The 24,390-nt window shown below is 68.3% G+C and carries 25 protein-coding genes; 12 read left to right on the top strand and 13 right to left on the bottom strand.

Going from position 1 to position 24,390, the window contains the following annotated elements:
• Positions 1-4: 4 nt before the first annotated feature.
• From rpmI to KB221_02610, 8 genes are all read left to right on the top strand, one after another.
• Positions 5-202: a 50S ribosomal protein L35 gene (gene rpmI / locus KB221_02645; protein WIY69929.1), complete on the top strand. Its 198-nt coding sequence runs from the start codon at positions 5-7 to the stop codon at positions 200-202.
• Between the two features lie 49 nt (positions 203-251).
• A complete protein-coding gene (rplT, locus tag KB221_02640) occupies positions 252-608 on the top strand; it encodes a 50S ribosomal protein L20 (protein ID WIY69928.1) in 357 nt (118 codons plus the stop codon).
• A gap of 87 nt (positions 609-695) precedes the next feature.
• Positions 696-1,772, top strand: coding sequence for a phenylalanine--tRNA ligase subunit alpha (pheS, locus tag KB221_02635; GenBank protein ID WIY69927.1), 1,077 nt, complete (start codon positions 696-698; stop codon positions 1,770-1,772).
• Positions 1,772-2,182 carry a hypothetical protein gene (locus KB221_02630; GenBank protein ID WIY69926.1) on the top strand — a complete coding sequence of 137 codons (411 nt, stop codon included), beginning with the start codon at positions 1,772-1,774 and terminating at the stop codon, positions 2,180-2,182. Before pheS ends, KB221_02630 begins: the two co-directional genes overlap by 1 nt.
• Before the next feature lie 20 nt (positions 2,183-2,202).
• Complete coding sequence (locus KB221_02625) at positions 2,203-2,634, top strand: hypothetical protein (protein WIY69925.1); 432 nt, start codon at positions 2,203-2,205, stop codon at positions 2,632-2,634.
• A complete protein-coding gene (gene pheT / locus KB221_02620) occupies positions 2,631-5,039 on the top strand; it encodes a phenylalanine--tRNA ligase subunit beta (protein ID WIY69924.1) in 2,409 nt (802 codons plus the stop codon). The genes KB221_02625 and pheT overlap by 4 nt, the downstream gene beginning before the upstream one ends.
• Before the next feature lie 2 nt (positions 5,040-5,041).
• The gene (locus tag KB221_02615; GenBank protein ID WIY69923.1) at positions 5,042-5,572 is read left to right on the top strand and encodes a TIGR00645 family protein; all 531 of its coding nucleotides are present in this window, start codon (positions 5,042-5,044) and stop codon (positions 5,570-5,572) included.
• Between the two features lie 104 nt (positions 5,573-5,676).
• Entirely contained in the window at positions 5,677-6,294 is a 618-nt protein-coding gene (locus tag KB221_02610) for an EipA family protein (GenBank protein ID WIY69922.1), read from the top strand.
• A gap of 60 nt (positions 6,295-6,354) precedes the next feature.
• Here KB221_02610 and KB221_02605 read toward each other — a convergent pair whose 3' ends face one another.
• The 4 genes from KB221_02605 to thpR form a co-directional block, all read right to left on the bottom strand.
• Positions 6,355-7,239, bottom strand: a complete 885-nt coding sequence (locus KB221_02605) for an SDR family NAD(P)-dependent oxidoreductase (GenBank protein WIY69921.1) — start codon at positions 7,237-7,239, stop codon at positions 6,355-6,357.
• A gap of 3 nt (positions 7,240-7,242) precedes the next feature.
• Positions 7,243-8,478 (bottom strand): NAD-dependent epimerase/dehydratase family protein, encoded by a 1,236-nt coding sequence (locus tag KB221_02600; GenBank protein ID WIY69920.1) that lies wholly within the window; start codon positions 8,476-8,478, stop codon positions 7,243-7,245.
• A gap of 84 nt (positions 8,479-8,562) precedes the next feature.
• Entirely contained in the window at positions 8,563-9,048 is a 486-nt protein-coding gene (locus KB221_02595) for a GNAT family N-acetyltransferase (GenBank protein WIY70854.1), read from the bottom strand.
• Between the two features lie 47 nt (positions 9,049-9,095).
• Positions 9,096-9,635, bottom strand: coding sequence for an RNA 2',3'-cyclic phosphodiesterase (gene thpR, locus KB221_02590; GenBank protein WIY69919.1), 540 nt, complete (start codon positions 9,633-9,635; stop codon positions 9,096-9,098).
• A 124-nt stretch (positions 9,636-9,759) separates the two neighbouring features.
• Here thpR and KB221_02585 point away from each other — a divergent pair, with 124 nt between their 5' ends.
• Positions 9,760-10,518: a Bax inhibitor-1/YccA family protein gene (locus tag KB221_02585; protein ID WIY69918.1), complete on the top strand. Its 759-nt coding sequence runs from the start codon at positions 9,760-9,762 to the stop codon at positions 10,516-10,518.
• Between the two features lie 120 nt (positions 10,519-10,638).
• On the opposite strand, the gene KB221_02580 is transcribed toward KB221_02585, so the two are convergent.
• From KB221_02580 to KB221_02565, 4 genes are all read right to left on the bottom strand, one after another.
• The gene (locus KB221_02580) at positions 10,639-10,971 is read right to left on the bottom strand and encodes a DUF2794 domain-containing protein (GenBank protein WIY69917.1); all 333 of its coding nucleotides are present in this window, start codon (positions 10,969-10,971) and stop codon (positions 10,639-10,641) included.
• 363 nt (positions 10,972-11,334) lie between these two features.
• Entirely contained in the window at positions 11,335-12,648 is a 1,314-nt protein-coding gene (locus KB221_02575) for a trypsin-like peptidase domain-containing protein (GenBank protein ID WIY69916.1), read from the bottom strand.
• A 27-nt stretch (positions 12,649-12,675) separates the two neighbouring features.
• On the bottom strand, positions 12,676-14,124 hold the full coding sequence (locus KB221_02570) for an ATP-binding protein (GenBank protein WIY69915.1): 1,449 nt from the start codon (positions 14,122-14,124) through the stop codon (positions 12,676-12,678).
• Between the two features lie 7 nt (positions 14,125-14,131).
• Positions 14,132-15,001, bottom strand: a complete 870-nt coding sequence (locus KB221_02565; protein WIY69914.1) for a response regulator transcription factor — start codon at positions 14,999-15,001, stop codon at positions 14,132-14,134.
• A gap of 139 nt (positions 15,002-15,140) precedes the next feature.
• Here KB221_02565 and KB221_02560 point away from each other — a divergent pair, with 139 nt between their 5' ends.
• A complete protein-coding gene (locus tag KB221_02560) occupies positions 15,141-15,935 on the top strand; it encodes a DUF3313 family protein (GenBank protein WIY69913.1) in 795 nt (264 codons plus the stop codon).
• On the opposite strand, the gene KB221_02555 is transcribed toward KB221_02560, so the two are convergent.
• Positions 15,932-17,122 (bottom strand): acyl-CoA dehydrogenase, encoded by a 1,191-nt coding sequence (locus KB221_02555; protein WIY69912.1) that lies wholly within the window; start codon positions 17,120-17,122, stop codon positions 15,932-15,934. The two genes, KB221_02560 and KB221_02555, sit on opposite strands and share 4 nt — an antisense overlap.
• Positions 17,123-17,217: 95 nt before the next feature.
• On the opposite strand from KB221_02555, the gene KB221_02550 reads away from it, so the two are divergent.
• Both KB221_02550 and KB221_02545 read left to right on the top strand, forming a co-directional pair.
• Positions 17,218-17,484, top strand: a complete 267-nt coding sequence (locus tag KB221_02550; GenBank protein WIY69911.1) for a DUF6356 family protein — start codon at positions 17,218-17,220, stop codon at positions 17,482-17,484.
• A 5-nt stretch (positions 17,485-17,489) separates the two neighbouring features.
• Positions 17,490-18,668: a CaiB/BaiF CoA-transferase family protein gene (locus KB221_02545; GenBank protein ID WIY69910.1), complete on the top strand. Its 1,179-nt coding sequence runs from the start codon at positions 17,490-17,492 to the stop codon at positions 18,666-18,668.
• On the opposite strand, the gene KB221_02540 is transcribed toward KB221_02545, so the two are convergent.
• The 4 genes from KB221_02540 to KB221_02525 form a co-directional block, all read right to left on the bottom strand.
• Positions 18,665-19,084 (bottom strand): hypothetical protein, encoded by a 420-nt coding sequence (locus KB221_02540; GenBank protein WIY69909.1) that lies wholly within the window; start codon positions 19,082-19,084, stop codon positions 18,665-18,667. The genes KB221_02545 and KB221_02540 overlap by 4 nt on opposite strands.
• 2 nt (positions 19,085-19,086) lie before the next feature.
• Entirely contained in the window at positions 19,087-20,628 is a 1,542-nt protein-coding gene (gene odhB, locus KB221_02535) for a 2-oxoglutarate dehydrogenase complex dihydrolipoyllysine-residue succinyltransferase (GenBank protein WIY69908.1), read from the bottom strand.
• Positions 20,629-20,696: 68 nt separating this feature from the next.
• Positions 20,697-23,702 (bottom strand): 2-oxoglutarate dehydrogenase E1 component, encoded by a 3,006-nt coding sequence (locus KB221_02530; protein WIY69907.1) that lies wholly within the window; start codon positions 23,700-23,702, stop codon positions 20,697-20,699.
• A 285-nt stretch (positions 23,703-23,987) separates the two neighbouring features.
• The gene (locus KB221_02525; protein ID WIY69906.1) at positions 23,988-24,356 is read right to left on the bottom strand and encodes a hypothetical protein; all 369 of its coding nucleotides are present in this window, start codon (positions 24,354-24,356) and stop codon (positions 23,988-23,990) included.
• Between the last annotated feature and the right edge of the window lie 34 nt (positions 24,357-24,390).

Raw genomic sequence — 24,390 nt, 5'->3', positions numbered from 1 at the left:
GAAAATGCCCAAACTGAAGACAAAGTCTGGCGCCAAGAAGCGCTTCAAATTCACGGCGACTGGCAAGGTCAAAGCCGGCGTGGCAGGCAAGCGGCACCGCTTGATCAGCCACAACAGCAAATACATCCGCCAGAACCGCGGCACCTCGGTCATGGCCGACGCCGACGCCAAGAAGATCAAGTCCTACATGCCGTACGCCTGATCGGCGCGCGCAGACCTGATCTCCACACTGAATTTGAAAGGATAGCGACATGGCTCGCGTCAAACGGGGCGTAGTTTCCCACGCCAAACACAAGAAGGTTCTGAAGCAGGCCAAGGGTTTCTACGGCCGCCGCAAGAACACCATCCGCACCGCCAAGGCCGCGGTCGATCGCGCCGGGCAATATGCCTACCGCGACCGTCGCAACAAGAAGCGCTCGTTCCGCGCCCTGTGGATCCAGCGCATCAACGCCGCCGCGCGTCTGGAAGGCTTCACCTATTCGCAATTCATGCACGGCCTCGGCGAAGCCGGCATCGAGCTGGACCGCAAGGTCCTGGCCGCGATGGCCGCTGACGAAGTCGCCTTCAAGGCCGTGGCCGACAAGGTCCGCGACGCCCTGAAGGCCTGATTTTCCGGCAACGGAAGACGCAAAAGCCCTCCGGCCCGCGCCGGGGGGCTTTTTGCTTTGCGCCCTACCCGCTAGACGACAGACGCAATGACTGACCTCGCCCAACTCGAACTCGACCTGATCAACGCCATCGGGGGCGCAGAGACCGCTTCGGCGGTCGAGGATCTGCGTGTCGCCGCCCTCGGCAAGTCCGGCTCGATCTCCGGCCTGCTCAAGGGCATGGGGGCCCTGTCGCCGGATGAGCGCCGCGAACAGGGGCCGATGATCAACGGCCTGCGCGACCGGGTGTCGGCGGCGCTGGCAGTCCGCAAGGCAGACCTGGAAGCCGCCGAGATGGACGCCCGGCTTCAGGCCGAGCACGTCGACCTGACCCTGCCCTCGCGCCCGCGCCGCGCCGGTTCGGTGCATCCGACCATGCAGGTGATGGACGAGATGATCGCCGTCTTCGCCGACATGGGCTTCGCCGTCGCCGAAGGCCCGGACATCGAGGACGATTTCCATAATTTCACCGCCCTGAACTTCCCGCCCAAACACCCGGCGCGGGAGATGCACGACACCTTCTTCCTGCGTCCCGACCCGGAGACGGGCGAGCGCAAGGTCCTGCGGACCCACACCAGCCCGGTGCAGGTGCGGACCATGATGACGCAGACGCCGCCGATCCGGATCATCGCCCCGGGCCGGACCTTCCGGAAGGACTCGGACGCCACCCACACGCCGATGTTCCATCAGGTCGAGGGGCTGGTCATCGACCGCGACATCCACATGGGCCATCTGAAGTGGACGCTGGAGACCTTCGTCGCCCGCTTCTTCGAGGTCGACGGCGTCGATGCGCGCTTCCGCCCGCACCATTTCCCCTTCACCGAGCCCTCGGCCGAGATGGACATCCGCTGCGACCGCTCGGGCGGGGAGCTAAAGCTCAACCAGGGCGACAGCTGGATGGAGATCCTCGGCTGCGGGATGGTCCACCCCAATGTGCTGCGCAACTGCGGTATCGATCCGGACGAATACCAGGGCTTCGCCTTCGGCATGGGCGTGGATCGCCTGGCCATGCTGAAATACGGCATCCCCGACCTGCGTCCGATGTTTGACGCCGACACCCGGTGGCTGGCCCACTACGGTTTCTCGGCCTTCGCCGCCCCCAATCCCGCCAGCGGACTGTCCTGATGACCGACCAGCCCATGTCTCCGGACGTCGCTTCCCGCCCCATGGATCCCCGCTCGACCGAGCTCCGCGGGGGACGCTTCGGCCTTGTCGACCTCTACCGCGCCAGTATGCAGGCGGGCGGCGGAGCGGTGATCGAGGGGCGCACCTTTGTTGACTGCACCATCGAGGGTCCGGCCCTGATGCTGGTGCTCGAGAATGTCAGTTTCGACCGGACCAATTTCGGCCCGACAGGCGGGGACATGCGCAACATGCTGTTCCGCCCGATGGGCGATATGGGCATCGGTGCCATTCCGGTGCGCAACTGCACCTTCACCAACTGCCGGTTCCTCACGCTCGGGATCACGGGGAACGACGAACTGCTCAACATGCTGATCGAGCAGGTCACGACCGTCGACGACAGCCAGAACTGAACCTTGAAAGACTTGCGAGCATGACCGACGAAACCGCGAAAATGTCCCCCGCCGAGGCCGCCGGCCGCGCCATGGTCGCGCGCACCAGCTTCGAAAAGGAGGCCGTCTGGCTTCCCGTCCTGGCGGTGAACCACTGGAACGCCGGCGAGATGGCGATCACCGGCAAGACCTTCACCGACTGCGTCATCGAGGGCCCGGCCGTGATGGCGGTGATGAACGGCACGACGTTCGACGGCTGCAACATGGGCGCGGCGGCCAATCCGCGGAACCTGCTGCTCAAGCCGCTGGGCGACAAGATCGTCGGCGCCATCGGCATGGCTGACTGCCGCTTCGTGCGTTGCCGCTTCGCCCAGGTGGCCTTCACCGGCAGTGACGATCTGCTGGCCGAGCTGGAGTCGGGCATCACCGCCGGCAACAGCGCCATGGAGAAGGCCGGGGGCGGCGCGGCGTGAAATTCACTCTCTCCTGGCTGAAGGAGCATCTCGACACGGCCGCCGACGTCGCGGCCGTGGCCGACGCCATGACCATGGCCGGTCTGGAGGTCGAGGACGTCCATGATCCGATCGCGGCGCTCGCGCCCTTCACCGTGGCGCGTATCGTCTCGGCCGAACAGCATCCCAACGCCGACCGGCTTAGGGTCTGTCAGGTCGACACCGTCGACGGCATGAAAGAGATCGTCTGCGGGGCGCCCAATGCGCGTGCGGGCCTGACCACCATCTATGCGCCGATCGGCGCCTATGTGCCCGGCCTCGGCGTGACCCTGGTCGAGAAGCCGGTGCGGGGCGTCGTGTCCAACGGCATGCTGTGCTCCGCCTCGGAGCTGGAGCTGGCAGGCGACAGTGACGGCATCCTCGAACTGGCTGACGACCTCGCCGTCGGGACTCCGGCCGCAGGGGTCTTCGGCGCCGAGCCGGTCATCGATTTCGAAGTCACCCCGAACCGGCCCGATTGGCTCGGCGTCGCAGGCATTGCGCGTGATCTGGCGGCGGCGGGCCTCGGCCCGCTGAAGACGCCGTCGATCCTGCCGGTCCCGGGGACCTTCCCCTCGCCGATCTCGGTGCGCATCGATGCGCCGGAGATGTGTCCGGTGTTCGCCGGTCGGCTGATCCGGGGCGTGAAGAACGGCCCCTCGCCCGAGTGGCTGCAGCGGCGGCTGACGGCCATCGGCCTGCGTTCGATCAACCGGCTTGTCGATGTGACCAATCTGGTCGCCTACGACCGCTGCCGACCCCTGCACGTCTATGACGCGGCCCGGCTGGTCGGGAGCGAGATCGTGGTGCGCGGCGGACAAGTGGCCGCACCCACCGGCGAGCACGAGCATCTGATTGCCCTCGACGGCAAGACCTACACCGCCGATCCGGCCATGTGCATGATCGCCGACGCGGGCGGCGAGCGCCCTATCGGCCTCGGCGGCGTCATGGGCGGCGAGTCCACCGGCTGTTCGGACGAGACCGTCGACGTTTTCGTCGAATGCGCCTGGTTCGATCCGCTGGTCACGGCCCAGACGGGCCGGACCCTGTCGCTGAACTCCGACGCCCAGTACCGGTTCGCGCGGGGCGTCGATCCGGCGTCCGTCGTGCCGGGCCTCGAGCTGGCCACCCGGATGATCCTCGACCTGTGCGGCGGCGAGCCGTCGGAGATCGTGGTGACGGGCCAGGCGCCGGCCGACCCGGCCGCCTTCGCCTTTGACCCGGTCCGCGTGGCCTCCCTGACCGGCCTGTCGCTCGACGACGACCGGATCGCCGAAATCCTGACCCGGCTCGGGTTCGAAGTCGCCCGGGGTGCCCCCTGGACCGTGACGCCGCCGTCCTGGCGTCGCGACGTCGAGGGCCCGGCCGATCTGGTCGAGGAAGTCGCGCGGATCGAGGGCTACGGTGCCCTGCCGTCCACGCCCCTGCCCGACCTCGGCGCGCCGTCGAAGGGTGTGCTCAACCCGCGTCAGGCGCGGGTCCGGCTGGCCCGACGCGCGCTGGCGGCCATGGGCTATGCCGAGGCGGTCACCTGGTCCTTCACCAAACAGTCGACGGCCGCCCTGTTCGGCGGCGGCGATGACGCCCTGCGGGTCGAGAACCCGATCGCGGCCGATCTGGACTGCATGCGGCCCTCGGCCCTGCCCAACCTGATCCAGGCGGCAGCGCGCAACGCGGCGCGCGGCCATGCCGACGCCGCCCTGTTCGAGATCGGCCCCATCTATCTGGATGACAGCCCGACCGGCCAGCGCACGGTCATCGCCGGACTGATCGCCCCGCGCGCCGCCCGCCACTGGGGCACCGCGCCGGAAGACGCCCTGTTCGGCCTCAAGGGCGACCTGATGGCCCTGCTTGAGGCTCTGGGCGCGCCCGTAGCCTCGCTGCAGCTGGCCCAGGGCCAGAACCGCGACTGGTGGCACCCGGGCCGCTCCGCCCGCCTGCAACTCGGGCCCAAGAACGTCATGGTCGAGTTCGGTGCCCTGCATCCGCGCGTGCTCAAGGCGCTGGACGCCGATGCGCCGATGCTGGCGTTCGAGATCGTGCTGGATGCTGTGCCCGAGCCGCGCGGCGCGAAGTCCAAGGCGCGGGGAGCCGCCAATCTGGCCAACCTCATGCCCCTGACCCGCGACTTCGCCTTCGTGGTCGAGGACGGCAAGGCCGTGGGGGACCTCGTTCGCGCCGTCGCCGGCGCCGACAAGGCGCTGGTCGCCGGCGTGTCGGTGTTCGACGTCTATCGCGGCGCGGGCGTGCCCGAGGGCATGAAGTCGGTGGCGCTGGAAGTGTCGATCCAGCCCGTCGAGGCGACCCTGACGGAGGCCGAGATCGAGGCGCTGTCGGCGAAGGTGGTGGCGGCGGCGCAGAAGCTGGGCGCGACCTTGAGGAGCTGACCGTGGGACAGAAGCCACAGATCGAGACCCGGTTCGAGCGAGGCCTGTTCGCCTCACGCTGGTTGATGGCCCCCATGTATCTGGGACTGATCGTGTCCCTCGCCATGCTGGTCATCGTCTTCGCGCGCGAGCTGATCTACTACGCGCCCCAGGCCTTCACCATGACCAGCGAGCAGGTGATCCTGGTCGTTCTGACCCTGATCGACCTGTCCCTCGCCGGAAATCTGCTGCTGATCGTCCTGTTTTCCGGCTACGAGAATTTCGTGTCCAAACTGGATATCGACGACACGACCGACCGGCCGCCGTGGATGGGAACCGTGGATTTTTCGGGACTCAAGATGAAGCTGATCGCCTCGATCGTGGCGATCTCCGGCATTCATCTGCTGAAGCGGTTCATGGAGATCGGCGAGACCAGCGCGCCCCTGGATGAGCCGCAGCTGATGTGGCTGGTGATCATCCATCTGACGTTCGTGGTCTCCGGCGTCCTGCTGGCCCTGATGGACTGGCTGACGGCGCAGACAAACCGGCACTAGGCCGCCACGACGGCCGTCCGGCAATCTCTCGTTAACCTTGCCGCCGCAAGGCTGACGCAAAATGCGGAGACGGTCCCCTGTCCCGCCGTACAGAGAGAGTCGCCATGCATCGCCGCCAACTGATCCTGTCGGGCCTCGCCGCCACCGCCGGCGCAGCGGGCCTGTCCGCCTGCGCCACCACCGGCCAGCAGCAGACCGATCCCGCCTATCCGATCGCATCGGACGGCCAGGCGCCCGCCTATACCGCCGATGAACTGGTCGCCGCCGGGTCGCGCGAACTGGGCATTGCCGCCGAGGCCATCGGTGCCGCCATCGAACGCATCTTCGCCGAACAGGGCGACCGCCCGACCGCCTATATCGCCGGGGAAGAGGCTTCCGGTGCCATGGCCGTCGGTGCCCGCTACGGCCGCGGTGCCCTGCACATGAAGGACCTGTCGGCCTCGCAGGAAGTGTTCTGGCAGGGCATTTCGATCGGTTGGGATGTCGGCGGCAACGCCAGCCGGGTCTTCACGCTGGTCTACGGCCTCTACCACCCCGACATGATCTACCGCCGCTACCCCGGCGTCGAAGGCACGGCCTATCTGGTCGGCGGCCTGGGCGTGAACTACCAGCGCGCCGACGGCATCATCCTGGCCCCGATCCGCACCGGCGTCGGCCTGCGACTGGGCGCGAACGTCGGGACCATGGCCTACAGCCGTCAGCGGAACCTGCTGCCCTTCTAGAAGGGGCGCTAACGCTAGCGACGCGGTCGCTCGCTGCTTGAGCGCGGACGGTGCGGAAGACTATGACGCCGCGTCGCGGACCATCGCTTCCAGCCCGTCCCGCCAGCTCGGATATTTCGGTCGCCAGCCCAACTCGGCCTTGGCCTTCGCGTTGGAGAGGCGTTTGGAGTCGAGGTAGAAGCGCCGCATGGCGTCGGACACCGAGGGGTCGTCGAGGTCGATCTCGGGCGGCAGGGGCAGGCCGAGGCGGCGCGCGGCGCCTTCCATGACCACGTCTGCGGGGGCCGGCTCGTCGTCGCACAGGATGTAGGCGGCGCCGGGCCGGGGACGGGCCATAGAGGCGAACAGGCCCGAGACGACGTCGTCGACATGGACCCGGTTGAAGACCTGACCGGGCTTGCGCACGATCCGCGCTGTGCCATCGCGCAACCGGTCCAGGGGCGAGCGTCCGGGGCCATAGAGGGCCGGCAGCCGGAAGACCTGCACCGTCAGCCCCATGCCCTGGCCGGCATCCAGCCAGTCGCGCTCGGCCCGCACGCGGCGCGCGCCCTCGAGAGAGGCGGCGTTCAGTTCGCTGTCCTCCAGCGCCCAGCCGCCGGCGCGGTCACCATAGACGGCGGTCGAGGAAACATAGCCGATCCAGTCGGGCCAGACGTCCGCGCCTGCCAGGGCCGGCGACAGGGCCTTCAGGCCCGGACAGCCGTCCGGGAGAGGCGGGGCGCAAACGAGGACGGCGGAGGCAGTCGCGACGGCTTCGGCCAGCGCCGCCGCGTCCGCCGGGTCAATCGCTGCGAGCCCTTCCGCCGATAGCGAGGCACGCCGATCCGGGTCCCGGCTGGTCAGGACAGCGCGACCGCCGCGACGCACGGCCTCGAGCCCCGCCGTGCGGCCCAGCCAGCCGCCGCCGAAGACCAGCAGCGAAGGAGGGGCTGAGGCTTCAGGCATGTGTCAGGCCGTAAGCGCCTGCACCGGGGCCGTGGGCGGGGCGGCGACCGTCGGCGCGGCCTTCACGGCCTCCGCCCGCTTGCCGTTCCAGGTCGAGACGCACGGCACCTTCGACAGGTCGGCGCGGTCGGCGTAGCGGCGGGCGATTTCGGTCACGTCCTGCATCAGCCCCTCGGCGAGGGTGATCGGTTTGAGGCCCAGTTCGCGGAACTGGTCGTTGGCGACGACCAGCTCGTTCTCGTCGGCCTCCTGACGCGGGTTGGGCACATTGTGCACCTCGGCCCCCGTCATGTCGGCGATCATGGCGGCGAGATCGCGGACGCGGCGGCTTTCCGTCATCTGGTTGAGGATCTTGACCCGGTCGCCGACCTTGGGCGGGTTGTTCAGGGCCAGTTCGACGCAGCGCACCGTGTCCTGGATGTGGATGAAGGCCCGCGTCTGGCCGCCGGTGCCGTGCACGGTCAGCGGATAGCCCACCGCCGCCTGCATCAGGAACCGGTTCAGAACGGTGCCGTAGTCGCCGTCATAGTCGAACCGGTTGATCAGCCGCTCGTCCTTGCGGGTCTCCTCCGTCTGGGCACCCCAGACGATGCCCTGGTGCAGGTCGGTGATTCGCAGGCCGTCGTTCCGGGCGTAGAACTGGAACAGCAGGGCGTCCTGGGTCTTGGTCATGTGATAGATCGAGCCGGGGTTCGGCGGGAACAGGATTTCCTGTTCGGCCGGGCCGAAGTCGGTATCGACCGTGACCTTCAGATAGCCCTCGGGGATGCGCAGCCCGGCGGTGGTGTAGCCGTAGACACCCATGGTGCCGAGGTGGGCCAGATGGACATCGCGGCCGCTCTCGACGATGGCGGCCAGCAGGTGGTTGGTGGCGTTGATGTTGTTGTCGACGGTGTAGAGCTTGTGCCGCGCCGACTTCATCGAATAGGGAGCAGCGCGCTGCTCCGCGAAATGGACGACGCTGTCGGGCTTCCAGTCGTTGATCAGGGCGACCAGCCGGTCGAACTCCTTGCCGACGGTCATGTTGACGAATTCGATGGTCTTGCCGCTGACGTCCTTCCAGGCGGCGATGCGCTCGCCCATGGTCCGGATCGGGGTCAGGGACTGGACCTCGAGCTCATTGTCGATGTTGCGGCGGCTGAGGTTGTCGATGATGCAGACATCCCAGCCCTGCGCCGACAGATGCAGCGCCGTCGGCCAACCGCAGAAACCATCGCCGCCCAGAACCAGTACCCGCATCGCCCATCCTCGTCGTTTCCTGCATCCTGACTAGCGGAACGCGCGGATCGGTCAAAGCGTCAGTATGTCATCGGCAGTATCCCGTCATCGGGGCCGGGCCCGCCATTCTTCCCGGCTCTGGCCCCAGCGGTCGATCGGCAGTTCATGGAACGGCGGCGGCAGACGGGTGGGGCCGAGATTGTGCGAGCCGATTCGTTCGGCCAGCCGCTGCGACGGCGTGTTGTCGGGGTCGATGCAGTGGATGACGTCGGTCCAGCCGAGCACATCGAAGGCGTAGTCGATCGTCGCCGTCGCCGCCTCGACGCCGTAGCCCTTGCCTTGGGCGTCCGGGTGCAGACCCCAGCCGACCTCGGTGCCCGGCCAGCCGTGGGGCCGCCACGGACCGATTCGGCCCAGCCACAGGCCCGTGTCGCGTTCGACCAGCGAGAACATGGAGACGCCCGTCAGGCTCCAGGCCCCGGCCATGCTCATGAAGCCGCGCCAGGCCACCGCCGCCGGCTGGGCCCCGCCGAGGAATTTCGCCGCCTCGGGGTCTCCCATCATTTCAGCCCAGCGCGGGAAGTCTTCCATGGCGATGGGGCGCAGGGTCAGGCGTTCGGTCTCCAGCACGGGTCCGGTCACAGGACGTACTCCCTCTCAAGGTCATAGCGGCTGCCGCCCTCGCTGAGGACGCTGGAGTAAAGGCCGAACCGCTCGACACGGATCGGCGGCGACTGCAGCAGGTTGTGGTCCGCGATCCAGTGGCCGATGCGGGCAGGATCCGCCTGGGCGTTGAGATAGGCGAGGGTCAGGTGCGGACGATAGTCGCGGCGCTCGATGGAGATGGCGGCGCGTTCGGCGGCGCTGCGGCAGCGCCCGGCCAGGACGGACAGCCGTTCGTTCGGCGCGACGCCGGCCCAGACGGCGTGCGTGCGATGGCCGTCCCCGAAGGCACCGACGCCGGACAGGACGATCTCGAACGGCCCGCCGGTCGCCGCACGCTCCAGTTCGACCGACAGATCGTCGGCGCGGCGCTCATCGACGCCGCCATAGAAGGCCAGGGTGATGTGGAGCTGGTCGGCGGTGCGCCAGTTCGCGCCGGGCAGGCCGGTCTGGCGTCGGGCGAGGGCCTCGGCGACGTCGTCGGGGACAGACAGGGCGGTGAACAGCCGGATCATGCGACCCTTGGTAGCGGCTGGAAACCCCCGGCCCAAGTCCGGTTTTCCTTGCGGAAGGGTCGAACCGGCCCGATATTTGCGCAAAGGCCGGGATTGACCGGCCCAATGGAGGATCGATCTCGCCATGAGCGATTTCAGAAACGGCTATACGACCGCGCCCGCCACCGCCGACATGTCGGTGGACGCGGGCCTGCGCAGCTTCATGCTGGGCGTCTACAACAAGGTGGCCCTCGGCCTGCTGGTCTCGGCGGTCCTGGCCTATGTCACCGGCACAGTGCCTGCGGTGCGCGAGCTGTTGTTCTCGACGGCCGTGTTCCCGGACGGCGTGACCCGCCTGACCGGCTACACCCTGCCGGGCATGATCGTGGCCTTCTCGCCGCTGGTCATCCTGCTGGGTTCGAACTTCGTCATGAAGAACCCGACCTCGGGCGGAGCCAGTGCGCTCTACTGGCTGATCGTGGCCCTGATCGGTGCCTCGATGGGCACGGTCGTGCTGCTCTATACCGGCACCTCGGTCGTCCAGACCTTCCTGATCACGGCCGCCGCCTTCGGCGCGCTGAGCCTGTTCGGCTATTCGACCAAGAAGGACCTGAGCGGCTTCGGCAGCTTCCTGATCATGGGCGTGATCGGCCTGATCATCGCCTCGGTGGTCAACATGTTCCTGCAGAGCGGCATGATGCAGTTGATCATCAGCGCCGCCGGCGTTCTGATCTTCGCCGGCCTGACCGCCTATGACACCCAGCGGCTGAAGATGACCTACTACGCCCTCGGCGGGAACCAGACCGCCATGAGCGTGGCCACCAGCTACGGCGCGCTGAGCCTGTACATCAACTTTATCAATATGTTCCAGTTCCTGCTGATGCTGTTCGGCGGACGCAGGTAGGTTGCGCTAACGGCCGGGACGCGGTCCCGGCCTGCTTGAGCGCGGGTTTCCCCGGCCTCAGGCAGCCCGAAGGGCGGTCGGCCAAACGAGATAGGGCCCGGAGCAATCCGGGCCCTTTTTCTATTCCACGATCGTGAATTTGCGACTGTCGAAGACGCGCAGGACCTGGGCCAGTTCGCGGCCGCGGCGCAGCACCACGCCGCCCTCGCCGATGACCGCCCATTGCCCCTGTTTGAGGCGGAGGGCCGGGCGCTTCTCGATGCGATAAAGCGGGGCGTCACCCGAGCGGCGGAAGACGGCGAACTCGGCAACGTCCTTGTGGCCGACCATGGCGTAGTCGCGCCACTCGGCCGCCGCGACCATCCGGCCATAGACCCGCAGGATCAGGTCGAGCTCGCGCCGGTCGAAGAAGACCGGACCGGGAACGGACTGCAGGTCAGCGGCGTCGCTCATCCTGCGAACGTTACGCCGCCATCCGGAAAACGCCAGTGGCCCGGCACCGGTTCACAGCCATCGCGTCACCGAACCCTGTGTCCGGAACATCGCGCGGCGAACAATTCGCCACGAACATGAAATCGCCTCGCTTCCGCCCATCGCCCGCCGCCTTGGGGGACGACACCGGATGCATCGGCCCGTTGGAGTTCGGAGCGTTTCCGGATCCTGAACAGCCCCCCCAGCCCCTCCTGGATCACTCCACAAAGGGCTCCGGCGGGTCGATGCTTCCTCCAAGCAGAGACGCCCGCTCAGCCACCCTCCCCCCTCCGGCAGAGCGGGCGTTTTGCTGTCCGGGGCAGGGCGCGCGAGACGCCTCGCGGATCAGGGCAGGGTGATCTCGAGCGGCTCTCCGCCCCGCACGACCGACAGAACCCGGGCGCTATCAGCGGCCATGGCCGCGGCCAGGCCCTCAAGACCGGACACCGGAGCGCCGTCGACCTGGGCGATCAGGTCGCCGGCCTGCAAACCGGCGGCCGCCGCGGCGGATCCACCCTCGACCGCAAACACCTGCAGACCATCCGATGCGACCCGCACCGAAGCGCCGCGCGCCATGACGACGTCTGCGCCGGTGATGGCGGTGCTCTCCGAGGGAGTCTCGACCGTCAGGGTGGTGCGCCCTTCACGGCCTTCCCGCAGATAGACGACCTCAAGCCGCGTCCCGCGTGCGGCGATGCCGATGGTGGCCGCGACGGTCCCGGCATTGGAGACGGGGCGGTTCTGGATGCGGGTGATGACGTCGCCACGCTTCAGACCCGCGGCCTCGGCCGAGGAGCCGGGTGCCACATCTTCAATCACAGCGCCGCGCACGATGCCGAGGCCGAGATCACGCGACCGCTGGGCGTTCAGGGAGCCGAAGATGGCGCCGGTGGTCCCGCGCTTGACCTCCCCGGTCTCGCGCAGCTGGGCGACGACATACATCAGGATGCGGCTGGGCACGGCGAAGGCGATACCGTCATTGCCGCCACCGCCGCCCGAGAGGATGGAGGTGTTGATGCCGATCAGACGGCCGCGGCTGTCCAGCAGCGGGCCGCCGGAGTTGCCCGAGTTCACCGCCGCGTCGGTCTGGATATAGTCCTCGATCCGGTCGCCCATGCCCGAGCGGCCCATGCCCGAGATCACGCCCATGGTCAGGGTCTGGTCGAGGCCCAGCGGATAGCCGACCGCGAAGGCGAGATCGCCCGTGCGCAGGGCGTCGGAATTGACCACCTCGATCTGGGACAGGCCGGTCGCCTCGATCTTCAGCACGGCCAGGTCGGTCGCCTTGTCGGTGCCGATCAGGACGGCGTCGAAGATGCGGCCGTCGGTCATGTCGACGGTGAATTTCCGCCCGCCCTCGACGACGTGATTGTTGGTGACGATGATGCCTTCGCGGGCGTCGATGATGGCCCCCGAGCCGCTGGAGATCGGTCGCGGCTCATTCTCGCCGGAGCTGGGGCCCTCGGACTGGCCCAGGGTGGTGACCTGGACCACCGCCGGCAGGGCGCGTTCCAGACCGGTGGCGAAGGTGAAGACGCCGCGCTGGGCGTCGAACGGCACGGGCGACTGTTGCGCGGCCGCGGGTGTGGTCGCCAGCAGGGGAACCGCCGCGACAAGCGCCAGCACGGACAGACCGCCAGCACGGATGATGGAACGCATCGCCAATCCCCTGTTGTTGATCAGACCTTAGCGCGAGAAACGCGCCGTGACGACAGCCCCCGGACGGGCGTCATCAATCGTCATGGCCGCGCCGTGCCGTTTGAGGATGGCGCGCACGAAGGCCAGCCCCATACCGTGGCTTTCCCGTCCCTCGTCGGCGGCCCGGGAGACCGCGCGGGCCGGGTCGTCGAGCAGCTCGGGGTCCAGCCCCGGCCCCTGATCGGCGACCGAAAGCGCGGGCTTGCCGTCGTCCCGCCGCACGGACAGCGTCACCACTCCGCCCTCCGGCGAGAATTTGACCGCATTGTCCACCAGATTGGTCACGGCCCGCTGCAACAGGGACCGCACCCCGAGGACGGAGACGGGCGAGGCCTCGACCCGGATCACCACGTCGCGTTCCTCGGCCAGCGGCTGGTAGAGCTCTGCCGCCGAGGCTGCCAACCGGTCCAGCCGGACGGTCTCGAACACCCAGGCCTCGCCGTCGCGGAGGGTCATGGCCTCGTTCATCGCCCGGGTCAGCCGGGTCAGATCGGCCCGGGCCTCATCGGCGAGGGCACGGGCCTCGGGCGTGGTCGAGGCCTCCTTCAACCGGTCCAGCCGGGCCGAGGCGCGGGCCAGGGGCGTGCGGAAGTCATGGGCCAGCTGGTCGGCCGAATCCCGCAGCCAGCTGAGCAGCTCCTCCAGACGGTCGAGGGTCAGGTTCACCTGGCCGGTCAGTTCGGTCAGTTCGGGTGCCACCGCGGTCTCGGGTGCCCGGACCGAGAAGTCTCCGACGGAGGCGAGGTCCAGCGCCCGGCTGACATCGGCCACGGCGCTGGTCAGGCGGCGGCGGGCGAAGGTCGCGGCCGTCAGGCCAAACGCCAGCAACAGCACGCCCGCGGCCGCCACGGCGGCGACGGCCCAGCCCCAGGCCTGGCCGGACCGGTCGACCACGCGCCCGACTGCGATATCGAGCGCGCCCACCGACTGGCGGACCACAACCACCTCTACCGCCCGGGACGGGCACAGCATGCCCCGCTCAAGCTGTACGACATAGACCCCGTCCCCCAGCCGCGGCGCGCGCTCGCCTCGGACGGTTTCCAGCGCGGCGAGGCCCGCGGGCTTTCCGACCGGCGCGCGGATGAACCGGACGCCGGCCCCGCCCTGACCGGTGCGGCAGGTTTCCGCCAGACTGCCGGCTTCGCGCGTCGGTCCGGCCTGGAAGGCGCTCAGCCAGCCGGAGAGATAGGCGGCGTCCGCCTCGGTGATGTTGGCGGCGGTGAGGCTGGATTCCCCCCCCAGCTTGCTGGCCATGGAACTGTAGTCGTTCAGCGCAGCGAGGGCCGCCTTCTCGCGCTGATCCATGCGGACCGCCGTGCTGGTGGCGATCAGGGAGCCGATCAGGGCGACGGCGGCCATGACGGCAATACCGGCCGCCAGCTGGGTCGAGGTTCGCCGTCCCAGCCAGGCGCGAAGGCGAAGAAAGCGGAAGTTCACGGCCGCGTCAGCCGGTCCAGACGGACAGGTCGCGGAAGATCAGGCTCTGGCTGCGGGCCGAGACGATCAGGGGGTGGAGGTCATCGCCCAGTTCGGAGGCCTGTTCCTTGAGCCGGCGGCGCAGGGCGCTGATCCGGGCGTCGATGATGTTGACGAAATTGTCCGGCAGGAAGCGCCATTCGACCCAGCACCGGTCCCACAGCATGGTCTTGGTCACCGGCTGGCCGCGGGCGGTCATCAGTTCACAGACGATCGCGAACTCCAGCGGGGACAGGTCGATCAGGCGCGAAGCGCCGGCACCATCGAATTTCAGGGTTCGCGCGCCGAAGGAGAGCCGGAACGGCCCGTTGACCAGGTCGCCACTGACCGGGGCCGCGCGACGGGCGGCGCGGCGCAACTGGGCGGCGATGCGCGCCAGCAGTTCCTCGTCGCCGACCGGCTTGGACAGATAGTCGTCGGCACCGCCCAGCAGGCCCTCGACCTTCTGCCGTTCGCCGCCCAGAGCCGTCAGCATCAGGGCGGGGGCATCCGCACAGGGGCCGCCGCCGGCCCGGATGCGCTTCAGCGTCTCCAGCCCGTCCAGTCCGGCCGTCAGGCGGTCGAGAATGAGGACGTCAAAGGGGGCGGCGGCGGCGGCGATGGCCGCCTCGCCACGGTCGACCCGCTCCACGGCCTCGAAACCGGCGCGCAGCAGACGTTCGGCGACATGTTCCGACAGGGCCGGGTCGTCTTCCAGCAGCAGGGCACGGCGGCCGGCGAAGACTTCGCGCAGCTGGGCGAAGGGGTCGTCGCCGTCGATGCCTGCCGCTTCCCCGTCCATGGAGCCACTCCCGCCTTCACCGACGATACGGCGTTGAAGCGGAATGACAATGCTCAACGGACCGCGTTCCGGCAGGTTACGGCCTGCGCCCTCTTGCGCGGGATGACGGTTCCTGACGCCATGAGGTGGGCGCATTGCAGTCGCCCGATGCATCCGGATGGGCCTCCCGCGCGTAGTTTGAGGCCAAGGAGCCTCAATGACCCTCAAATCCCTGCTTCCCGCCGGCCTTCTGGCCGTTTGTGGCCTCACCGCCTGTCAGACCGCGCCGACCGCGAACAGCGGATTCCTGTCCACCTACGATCGGCTTGAGGCCCAGGAAGGAACCGTGCGCGCCTCGATCCGGCAGCACCGGGACGAGACGCGGGCCTCCGGCATCGAGCAGGTCTGGCTGGAGCCGACGGTCCTGATCGGCCCGGTCGGCGAGAGCCTCACCGATGAGGATCGCGCCATGGTGCTGCGCGAGGTCGACCGGCAGGTTTGCTATGAGATCAGCGAGCGGTTCACCCTCGCCGCTGCCCCCGACGGTGCCTCGCGCGTCCGGACCGCCGTGGTGCGGATCGACCCGACGGGGCCCGAAGGGTCGGCCGTGGCGGCCGTCGCCAACGCCTTCATCCCCGGTCCGGGCACGGTCCGGGTACCCGGCACGACCGGAGGGCTGGCGGCCGAGGCGGAACTGCTGGACGCCCGGGGCGGCCAGGCCGCCGCCCTTGCCTGGGCCCGCAACGCCAATGTGCTCGGGACCGATTCGCCGTCGCTCTCGCGGGTCGGCGACGCCCTGCAGATGGCCGAGCCCTTCGCCGACGCCTTGGGCGACGCCTTCGCGCCCGCGGATCGACCCGTCCGGCCGATCGCGGAGCCGGACCCCTGCGGCCGCTTCGGGCCGCGGAACCAGCCGGGCGGCTTCCTGACGCGGCTGGTCACCGGCCTCTATGTGCCCGAGGTCAATACCGGGACGCGTGAGGATGCGCCGACGGAAGCGCCCCGCCCCTAGAAGGCGCTCTGCCCCGTGATCGCGCGGCCGAGGATCAGGGCGTGGACGTCGTGGGCGCCCTCGTAGGTGTTGACCGTCTCGAGGTTCATGGCGTGGCGCATGACGTGCATCTCGCCGGTGATGCCGGCGCCGCCGTGCATGTCGCGGGCGACGCGGGCGATATCCAGCGCCTTGCCGCAGTTGTTGCGCTTCATCATCGAGATGGCCTCGGGGACCCAGGCCCCCTGGTCGAGCAGTCGGCCGAGCGCCAGGGCGCCCTCGAAGCCGAGGAAGATCTCGGTCTGCATGTCGGCCAGCTTCTTCTGCACCAGCTGGCGCGAGGACAGGGGGCGGCCGAACAGCATCCGCTCGCCGACATAGTCGCGGGTCAGGTGGAAACAGGCCTCGGCCGCGCCCATGGCACCCCAGGCGATGCCGTAGCGGGCCTTGTTCAGGCAGGAGAAGGGACCGCGAAGGCCTTTCACGCCGGGCAGCAGGTTCTCTTCCGGCACGAAGACGTCGTTCAGGCCGATGTCGCCGGTGATGGAGGCCCGCAGCGAAAGCTTGTCGCCGATCTTGTCGGTGGTGAAGCCGTCCATGCCGCGTTCGACGATGAAGCCGCGGATGACGTCATCCAGCTTGGCCCAGACGACGGCGAGGTCGCTGATCGGCGAGTTGGTGATCCAGTATTTGGCACCGTTCAGCCTGTAGCCGCCGTCCACGGCGACGGCCCTGGTCTTCATCGAGGCCGGGTCGGAGCCGCCGTCGGCCTCGGTCAGGCCGAAACAGCCGACCAGTTCGCCGGCCGCCATGCGCGGCAGGAAGCGCATCTTCTGCTCTTCCGAGCCGAAGGCGTAGATCGGGTACATGGCCAGGGACGACTGGACCGACATGGCCGAGCGATAGCCACTGTCGACCGCCTCGATCTCGCGCGCGATCAGGCCGTAGGCGACGTGGCTGACCGAGGAGCCGCCGTACTGTTCCGGCAGCATGGCACCGAGGAAGCCCATCTCGCCCAGTTCGGTCATGATGGCGCGATCGAAGGTCTCGTCGCGGAAGGCCTCGACCACCCGGGGCAGCAGCTTCTCGCGGGCGTAGGACCGAGCCGCGTCCTGGATCATCCGCTCGTCGTCGGTCAGCCGGCCTGACAGGTCCAGCGGATCGTCCCAGCGGAAGGACTTTTGCGAAGCGGAGGCGCCGTCGGCCATGGGTCGTCTTTCGTGAGCGTGGCGGAGGCGCGCGGTTTAGGCCAAAATGCTCCGGTCGGGTAGTGGGACGGCCCGACGCAGTTCAGGATGCCGGGATGAGCCGCACCTTCCATCGCCTCTTCGTTCAGCACCCGCGCGAAGTCGAAGAGAGCTATTTCGAACATATGGCCGCCTCGTCGCGGTTCGGATTCCGCCTTCTGAAGCTGGCCAGCTGCGCCTTCCTGCATGCCCTGATCCCCGGCGTGCACAAGGCGACGGTGTCGAAGGCGGTGTGCTGCATGGCCGAGGAGATGGACGGCCGGGCCCGGGAGGCGCGGGAGTGCCGGATGCGGGACGCCGGCGTCTGGGATCCGGGTCTTTGACCACAATGGGCGGTCCGCTCGCGGGCGTTCGCGTCCTCGACCTCAGCCGCGTCCTCGCCGGGCCGTGGGCGACGCAGATGCTGGCCGATCTCGGCGCCGAGGTGATCAAGATCGAACGGCCCCGGGTCGGCGACGACACCCGCGCCTGGGGCCCGCCCTTCACGACGAAGGCTGACGGTTCGAAAGGCGACGCGGCCTATTTCCTGTGCGCCAACCGGGGCAAGAAGTCGGTCGAACTGGACCTCGCCTCGTCCGAAGGCGCGGAGATCATCCGTGAGCTGAGCAAGACCTGCGATGTGGTGGTCGAGAATTTCAAGACCGGCGGGCTGAGGAAGTACGGGCTCGACCACGCCGCCCTGTCGGCGATCAATCCGAAGCTGGTCTATTGCTCGATCACAGGCTTCGGACAGGACGGGCCCGACGCTCACCGCGCCGGCTATGACTATATGATCCAGGCCATGGGCGGACTGATGTCGATCACAGGCCAGCCCGACGGCGCCGCCGGGGCCGAGCCGATGAAGGTCGGGGTCGCGGTGGTCGACCTGTTCACCGGCCTGTACGCCTCCAACGCCATCATGGCGGCCCTGCTGCACGCGCGGGCCACGGGTCAGGGCCAGCACATCGACATCGCCCTGTTCGACGTCCAGGCCGCCATGCTGGCCAATCAGGCGACCAACTGGTTCGTTTCGGGCAAGGCCCCGACGCGGATGGGCAATGCCCACCCGAACCTCGCGCCCTATCAGCCTTTTCCGTGTACGGACGGCATGGTGGTCATCGCCGTCGGCAACGACGGCCAGTTCCGGGCGCTGTGCGTGGCTCTGGGGGCCAGCGGCATGGGGGCGGACCCGCGCTTCCTGACCAATGCCCTCCGGATCGAGCACCGCGCGGCGATGACCGCGGAGCTGTCGGCCCTGACAGCGGGACTGACCATGCACGGCCTGATGGCGGCGCTGGAGGCGGCGGGCGTGCCTTGCGGCCCGGTCAATACGATCGATCAGGTGTTCGACGAGCCCCAGGCCAGGCATCGCGGGCTGGAAGTGACGCAGGCGCGCGCCGACCTGGCCGGGCCGGTGCGGACGGTGGCCTCGCCGATCCGGATGTCGGTGACGCCGGTGGCCTACGACCGGGCGCCGCCGGCGTTGGGAGCGGACACCGACGAGGTGCTGGGCGGCCTGCGGCCCTAGCCGCCCAGGGCCGTGACGATGCAGCCGGCCACCGGAAAGACCACGAAGGCCACCACGACCACGATCGCGCCGGTCTTCTTCGCCCAGCCCATCACGCCGCTGATTTCATGATCGTGCAGGTCGCCGACCTTGCCCGGCGTGTGCTCGAGCATCCAGTCGCCGGACTCGTCCGCCTCATCAACGAACTCGCCGGCGCGCATGCGGGCGATGATGGCCCGCGCCTCGACGATCTGCGCGGTCGTTGTGACCACCCGCACGCCGCCGATGGCGATCAGCAGGTCGGGGTTCATCGTCGCCATGTCGCGATCCGGCAGCCAAGCGCGAACGCCCTGCTGCTGCAGGAAGGAGGCGGCGAGTTCCGCTTCGGGTATCGTCGAGAACCGCGCGACTTCAAGGACGTCCGCGGTCCCGGTCACGGTCAGAGGTCCAGCAGCGCCCGCGCCGGGTCTTCCAGCAGTTCCTTGACGCGGACGAGGAAGGTCACGGCTTCCTTGCCGTCGACGATGCGGTGGTCGTAGCTCAGGGCCAGGTACATCATCGGCCGGATCAGCACCTCGCCGTTCACCGCCATCGGGCGCTGGACGATGTTGTGCATGCCGAGGATGCCCGACTGCGGGGCGTTCAGGATCGGCGTCGACATCAGCGAGCCATAGGTGCCGCCGTTGGTGATGGTGAAGGTGCCGCCCTGCAGCTGGTCGAGGGTCAGGGCGCCGTCGCGGGCGGCCTTGCCGAGGGCCGCAATGCCCTTTTCGATGCCCGCCAGCGACAGTTCGTCGGCGTCCCGCAGGACCGGCACGACGAGGCCCTTCTCGGTGCCGACGGCGACGCCGATGTCATAGTGGTTCTTGTAGATGATGTCCGTGCCGTCGATCTCGGCGTTGACCGCCGGGATCTCCTTCAGGGCCGCGACCACCGCCTTGGTGAAGAAGGACATGAAGCCCAGCTTCACGCCGTGGCGCTTCTCGAAGACGTCCTTGTACTGGCTGCGCAGGGCCATGACGTTGGTCATGTCCACCTCGTTGAAGGTGGTCAGCTGGGCGGCGGTGTTCTGCGATTCCTTGAGGCGGCGCGCGATGGTCTGGCGCAGCCGGGTCATCTTGACCCGCTCCTCGCGCGGCTGGTCGGCGCGCGGGGCGGCCGGGGCGGCGGCGGGAGCCGGAGCGGCGGCGGCAGGGGCCGGGGGAGCGGCGGAGATGGCGTTCACAGCGTCAGCCTTGGTGATGTTGCCCTTGGGGCCGGTCGCGGCGATGGCCTTGGGGTCGAGGTTGTTCTCGGTCACCACGCGCTGGACGGCGGGCGACAGGTGGGGGGCGTCGGATGCCGGCGCAGCGGCGGGCGCGGCGGCGGCTTGAGCCGGTGCCGGGCTGGCACCCTCGCCCGAAGCGGCGATCGAGCCGATCTGCTGGCCGGGCGTGACGCTCGAACCGGCTTCGGCGGCGATGGTCAGGACGCCGGCGACGGGTGCCGACACCTCGACCGCGACCTTGTCGGTCTCGATTTCGACCAGCATTTCATCCTTGGCGACGGTGTCGCCGGACTTCTTCAGCCAGGTCCCCATCGTGCCCTCGGCGACGCTCTCGCCCATGGTCGGGGTCATGATCGGAACCGTGCCGCCCGTGGCGGCGGCGGGGGCAACCGGTGCGGCAGGAGCCGGTTCGGCAGCCGGTGCGGCCGCGGCCTTCGGCGCTTCGGCCTTGGGAGCCTCGGCGGCGGGTGCGGCGGCGGCGGCCTCGCTGATCACGCCCAGAACGGCACCGGGTGTCACGGTCGCGCCGTCGGCGGCGCGGATTTCGGTCAGGACGCCGTCAGACGGCGAGACGACTTCCAGCGAGACCTTGTCGGTCTCGAGCTCGACCAGGACCTCGTCCTTCTTCACGGCGTCGCCGGCCTTCTTCGTCCACTTGCCGATCGTGGCTTCAGAAACGGATTCGCCGAGGGCGGGGGTCAGGATGTCGGCCATGGGACGGGCTCTCTCTCGTTCGTTCTTTTGTCATCCCGGAAACGGCGCGGCCGTGGTCCGGGACGGGGTCAGGCGAAGGCGTCGGTCAGGAAGGCGTCGAGTTCTTTCAGGTGCCGGCTCATCAGGCCCGCGGCGGTCGAGGCCGAGGCCGGGCGGCCGACGTAGCGGGCCCGTTTCGACTTCACCGAAAGCTTCTCCAGCGTCAGTTCGATCCACGGATCGACGAAGGTCCAGCCACCCATGTTCTTGGGTTCTTCCTGGCACCAGACCAGTTCGGCATTCGGGAAGCGCGCCAGTTCCGTCATCAGCGACTTCATCGGCCAAGGATAGAACTGCTCGAGCCGCATCAGATAGACGTTGTCGATCTGGTCCCGCTCGCGCCGCTCCAGCAGGTCGTAATAGACCTTGCCCGAGCAGAGGATGACGCGACGGATGTCCGCGTCCGGCTTGATCGTGATCCCGGCGACGTCGGGCCGACGCTGGGCGTCGTCGTGCAGCACGCGGTGGAAGGAGCTGCCCTCGGCCAGGTCTGCGATGCTGGAGACCGCCTTCTTGTGCCGCAGCAGGCTCTTGGGCGTCATGATGATCAGCGGCTTGCGGAACGGCCGGTGCATCTGGCGACGCAGGATGTGGAAATAGTTGGCCGGGGTCGAGCAGTTGGCGACCTGCATATTGTCCTCGGCGCAGGCCTGCAGGAAGCGCTCGAGACGGGCCGAGGAGTGTTCCGGCCCCTGCCCTTCGTAGCCGTGCGGCAACAGCATGGTCAGGCCGCACATACGCAGCCATTTGCGCTCGCCCGAGCTGATGAACTGGTCGATCACCACCTGGGCGCCGTTCACGAAATCGCCGAACTGAGCCTCCCACATCACCAGGGTGTTGGGGTCGGTCAGGGCGTAGCCGTATTCGAAGCCGAGCACTGCTTCTTCGGACAGGGCGGAGTCGATGACCTCGAACTCGGCCTGGCCGTCGCGGATGTTGTTCAGCGGGACGTAGCGCGCCTCGGTGGTCTGGTCGACGATGCCCGAGTGGCGCTGGGAGAAGGTGCCACGCACCGAATCCTGGCCGGACAGGCGGACCGGGAAGCCCTCGTCCAGAAGAGAACCGAAGGCCAGGCTCTCGGCCGTGGCCCAGTCGATGTTCTCGCCGGTCGTGATCATCTCACGGCGACCGTCGATGACGCGCTTCAGCGTCTTGTGCATGTCGACGGAGTTAGGAATCGTCGTCAGCTTGTGGCCGAGGTCAGCCAGTTTGGCCGCCGGGACCGAGGTCTCGCCACGGCGTTCCTCGCCGTCCGGCTGGCCGATGCCCTGCCACTGGCCGTCCATCCAGTCGGCCTTGTGGGCCTTGAAGGTCTTGCCGGCCTCGAACTCGGCGTCGAGGAAGGCCTCGAACCGGGTCACCTCCGCATCGACGGCGGCCTGGTCGATCACGCCCTCGGCGATCAGACGCTCGGCGTAGATCTCACGCGTCGATTTCAGAGCGCGGATCTTCGAATACATCAGCGGCTGGGTGAAGGTCGGATCGTCGCCCTCGTTGTGGCCGAAGCGGCGGTAGCAGAACATGTCCACCACCACGTCCTTGTGGAATTTCTGCCGGAACTCGGTCGCCACCTTGGCAGCGAAGACCACGGCTTCCGGGTCGTCGCCGTTGACGTGGAAGATCGGCGCCTGGACCATCAGGGCCACATCCGACGGATAGGGCGAGGAGCGGCTGTTGCGCGGGCTGGTCGTGAAACCGATCTGGTTGTTGACGACGAAATGCATCGTCCCGCCGGTGCGATAGCCCTTCAGCCCCATCAGGGCGAAGCATTCGGCCACAACGCCCTGGCCGGCGAAGGCGGCGTCGCCGTGGATCAGCAGGGGCATGACCTTGGAACGGTCGAGCGCCCACTGTTCTTCGGGCTGGCCGGCGTTGGCCTCGCGGATGTCGAAGGCCTGTTTCGCCCGCGCCTTGCCCAGCACCACCGGATTGACGATCTCGAGGTGCGACGGGTTGGCGGTCAGGGACAGGTGAACGTTGTTGCCGTCGAACGACCGGTCCGACGAGGCGCCCATGTGATATTTGACGTCGCCCGAACCCTCGATGTCCGACGGCACGGTCGAGCCGCCCTGGAACTCATGGAAGATGGCGCGATAGGGCTTGCCCATCACCGCCGCGAGCGTGTTCAGGCGGCCGCGGTGGGCCATGCCGAAGACCACCTCGTCGACGCCGAGCGCGCCGCCGCGCTTGATGATCTGCTCAAGCGCCGGGACCATGGCCTCGCCGCCGTCCAGGCCGAACCGCTTGGTGCCGGGGAAGCGTTTGTGCAGGAAGCGCTCGAAGCCCTCGGCCTCGATCAGCTTGTAAAGGATCGCCAGCTTGCCCTCGCGGGTGAAGCCGTTCTGGGCGAACTTGTCCGAGCCCTCGAAGCGCGCCTGCAGCCAGTTCTTCTCGTCCGGCTCGGCGATATGCATGAACTGGATGCCGAGCGTGCCGCAGTAGGTGCGCTTGAGCAGGGCCAGGACCTCGCGGATAGTGCCGGTCTGGAAGCCCAGCACGCCGTCGAGGAAGATCGGGCGGTCGAGGTCGGCCTCGCTGAAGCCGTAGAATTCCGGGGTCAGCTCAGGATTGCTGGTCGCCTGTTCGATGCCCAGCGGGTCGAGGTTGGCCTGCAGGTGACCGCGGACACGGTAGCTGCGGATCAGCATCAGCGCCCGGATCGAATCATGGGCGGCGGTGCGGACAGCCTCGGCCAGGACGGCGGCGTCCGCGGCCGGCGCGGCGGCGGGGGCCGCAGCGGCAGCGGCCGGCTTTTTCGGATCGGGCTTCGGAGCGGGCCAGCGGCCATCGAACACCCCGGTCGCCTCGGTCGGCTCGGTGGTCACCGGACGGCCCCAGGAGCCCGCCGCGCCCGAGGCTTTCACGCTCTCGGCATTGTCCCGCAGCTGGTCGAAGAAGGCGCGCCACTCGGCGGAAACGGACGCCGGATCGGCCGCCCATTTCTCGTGCAAATCCTCGATGAACGAGGCGTTGGAGCCATACAGGAAGCTGGTCTCGGCAAAGACCTGGTTCAGCCGACCGGCATCGTCCGCCATTGTTCTCGTCACGTCCCTGAGGCGGCGCGCGCACGCCTGCGCGCAACCGGCGCCGCTGATATAGGCGCTGTTTCCTTATGGGTCATGACCGAATGGGGGCGAAAGCGTCGAAATTCGCCGGAATTCGGAGATTTTTGTCCCGCTACCGGGACAAAAATCAGCCCTTCAGCACGTCTATCCGCGCCGTTCGGGACAGCAGCGCCGGGACCCGGTGAGGCCCTGCAGGCTTCATTCGCCTGCCGGTCAGGGCTCAACTCTGGCGAAAAGCGCGAAAATTCGCGCGGGTCACTCTGGCATCCGCGCGCGGACCGAGCAGCCGTCGAACACCAGCGACGTCGATTTTGCGGGCTCGACCGGGACGCGCACTTCCACGGCCGTGGGGCATCCCTCGATCTCCACCTGCACCCACATGTCGAACCGATCGGTGAACAGGGGCAGGCGGTCCTCCGACCCCGCTGGCGAGGTGAAGCGACGATCCATCATCACCCTCCCGTTCCTCGAAAGGCGGATCTGCTTGCCCCGGTAATCGCCCGACAGAACGATATGTGCCGTGCCCCAGCCCGGGGCGGGCACCAAGACGGGCTGTTCCTGCGCAATCGCCGGAGCGCAGGCCCCGAGAAGCGGCAGCAGGGTGACGATCAGCAGGCGGCGCATCGGACTTTCTCGCTGTTCCGGCGACGCGACGATA

The organism is Aquidulcibacter paucihalophilus, from assembly GCA_030285985.1.
Classification (GTDB): Bacteria; Pseudomonadota; Alphaproteobacteria; order Caulobacterales; family Caulobacteraceae; genus Brevundimonas.
Note: the sequence above shows the minus strand (reverse complement) of the source record. Positions and strands in the feature narration are given on the sequence as shown.

Bases quoted from the DNA above. Each gene is read 5' to 3' on its own strand.
- KB221_02560 (WIY69913.1), top strand. From the start codon at position 15,141: ATGACCCTCAAATCCCTGCTTCCCGCCGGCCTTCTGGCCGTTTGTGGC.
- KB221_02525 (WIY69906.1), bottom strand. From the start codon at position 24,356: ATGCGCCGCCTGCTGATCGTCACCCTGCTGCCGCTTCTCGGGGCCTGC.
- rpmI (WIY69929.1), top strand. From the start codon at position 5: ATGCCCAAACTGAAGACAAAGTCTGGCGCCAAGAAGCGCTTCAAATTC.
- thpR (WIY69919.1), bottom strand. From the start codon at position 9,635: ATGATCCGGCTGTTCACCGCCCTGTCTGTCCCCGACGACGTCGCCGAG.
- KB221_02550 (WIY69911.1), top strand. From the start codon at position 17,218: ATGAGCCGCACCTTCCATCGCCTCTTCGTTCAGCACCCGCGCGAAGTC.
- KB221_02595 (WIY70854.1), bottom strand. From the start codon at position 9,048: ATGGAAGACTTCCCGCGCTGGGCTGAAATGATGGGAGACCCCGAGGCG.
- KB221_02600 (WIY69920.1), bottom strand. From the start codon at position 8,478: ATGCGGGTACTGGTTCTGGGCGGCGATGGTTTCTGCGGTTGGCCGACG.
- KB221_02580 (WIY69917.1), bottom strand. From the start codon at position 10,971: ATGAGCGACGCCGCTGACCTGCAGTCCGTTCCCGGTCCGGTCTTCTTC.
- KB221_02605 (WIY69921.1), bottom strand. From the start codon at position 7,239: ATGCCTGAAGCCTCAGCCCCTCCTTCGCTGCTGGTCTTCGGCGGCGGC.
- pheS (WIY69927.1), top strand. From the start codon at position 696: ATGACTGACCTCGCCCAACTCGAACTCGACCTGATCAACGCCATCGGG.
- odhB (WIY69908.1), bottom strand. From the start codon at position 20,628: ATGGCCGACATCCTGACCCCCGCCCTCGGCGAATCCGTTTCTGAAGCC.
- KB221_02545 (WIY69910.1), top strand. From the start codon at position 17,490: ATGGGCGGTCCGCTCGCGGGCGTTCGCGTCCTCGACCTCAGCCGCGTC.
- KB221_02625 (WIY69925.1), top strand. From the start codon at position 2,203: ATGACCGACGAAACCGCGAAAATGTCCCCCGCCGAGGCCGCCGGCCGC.
- KB221_02530 (WIY69907.1), bottom strand. From the start codon at position 23,702: ATGGCGGACGATGCCGGTCGGCTGAACCAGGTCTTTGCCGAGACCAGC.
- KB221_02610 (WIY69922.1), top strand. From the start codon at position 5,677: ATGCATCGCCGCCAACTGATCCTGTCGGGCCTCGCCGCCACCGCCGGC.
- KB221_02585 (WIY69918.1), top strand. From the start codon at position 9,760: ATGAGCGATTTCAGAAACGGCTATACGACCGCGCCCGCCACCGCCGAC.
- KB221_02575 (WIY69916.1), bottom strand. From the start codon at position 12,648: ATGCGTTCCATCATCCGTGCTGGCGGTCTGTCCGTGCTGGCGCTTGTC.
- KB221_02630 (WIY69926.1), top strand. From the start codon at position 1,772: ATGACCGACCAGCCCATGTCTCCGGACGTCGCTTCCCGCCCCATGGAT.
- rplT (WIY69928.1), top strand. From the start codon at position 252: ATGGCTCGCGTCAAACGGGGCGTAGTTTCCCACGCCAAACACAAGAAG.
- KB221_02555 (WIY69912.1), bottom strand. From the start codon at position 17,122: ATGGCCGACGGCGCCTCCGCTTCGCAAAAGTCCTTCCGCTGGGACGAT.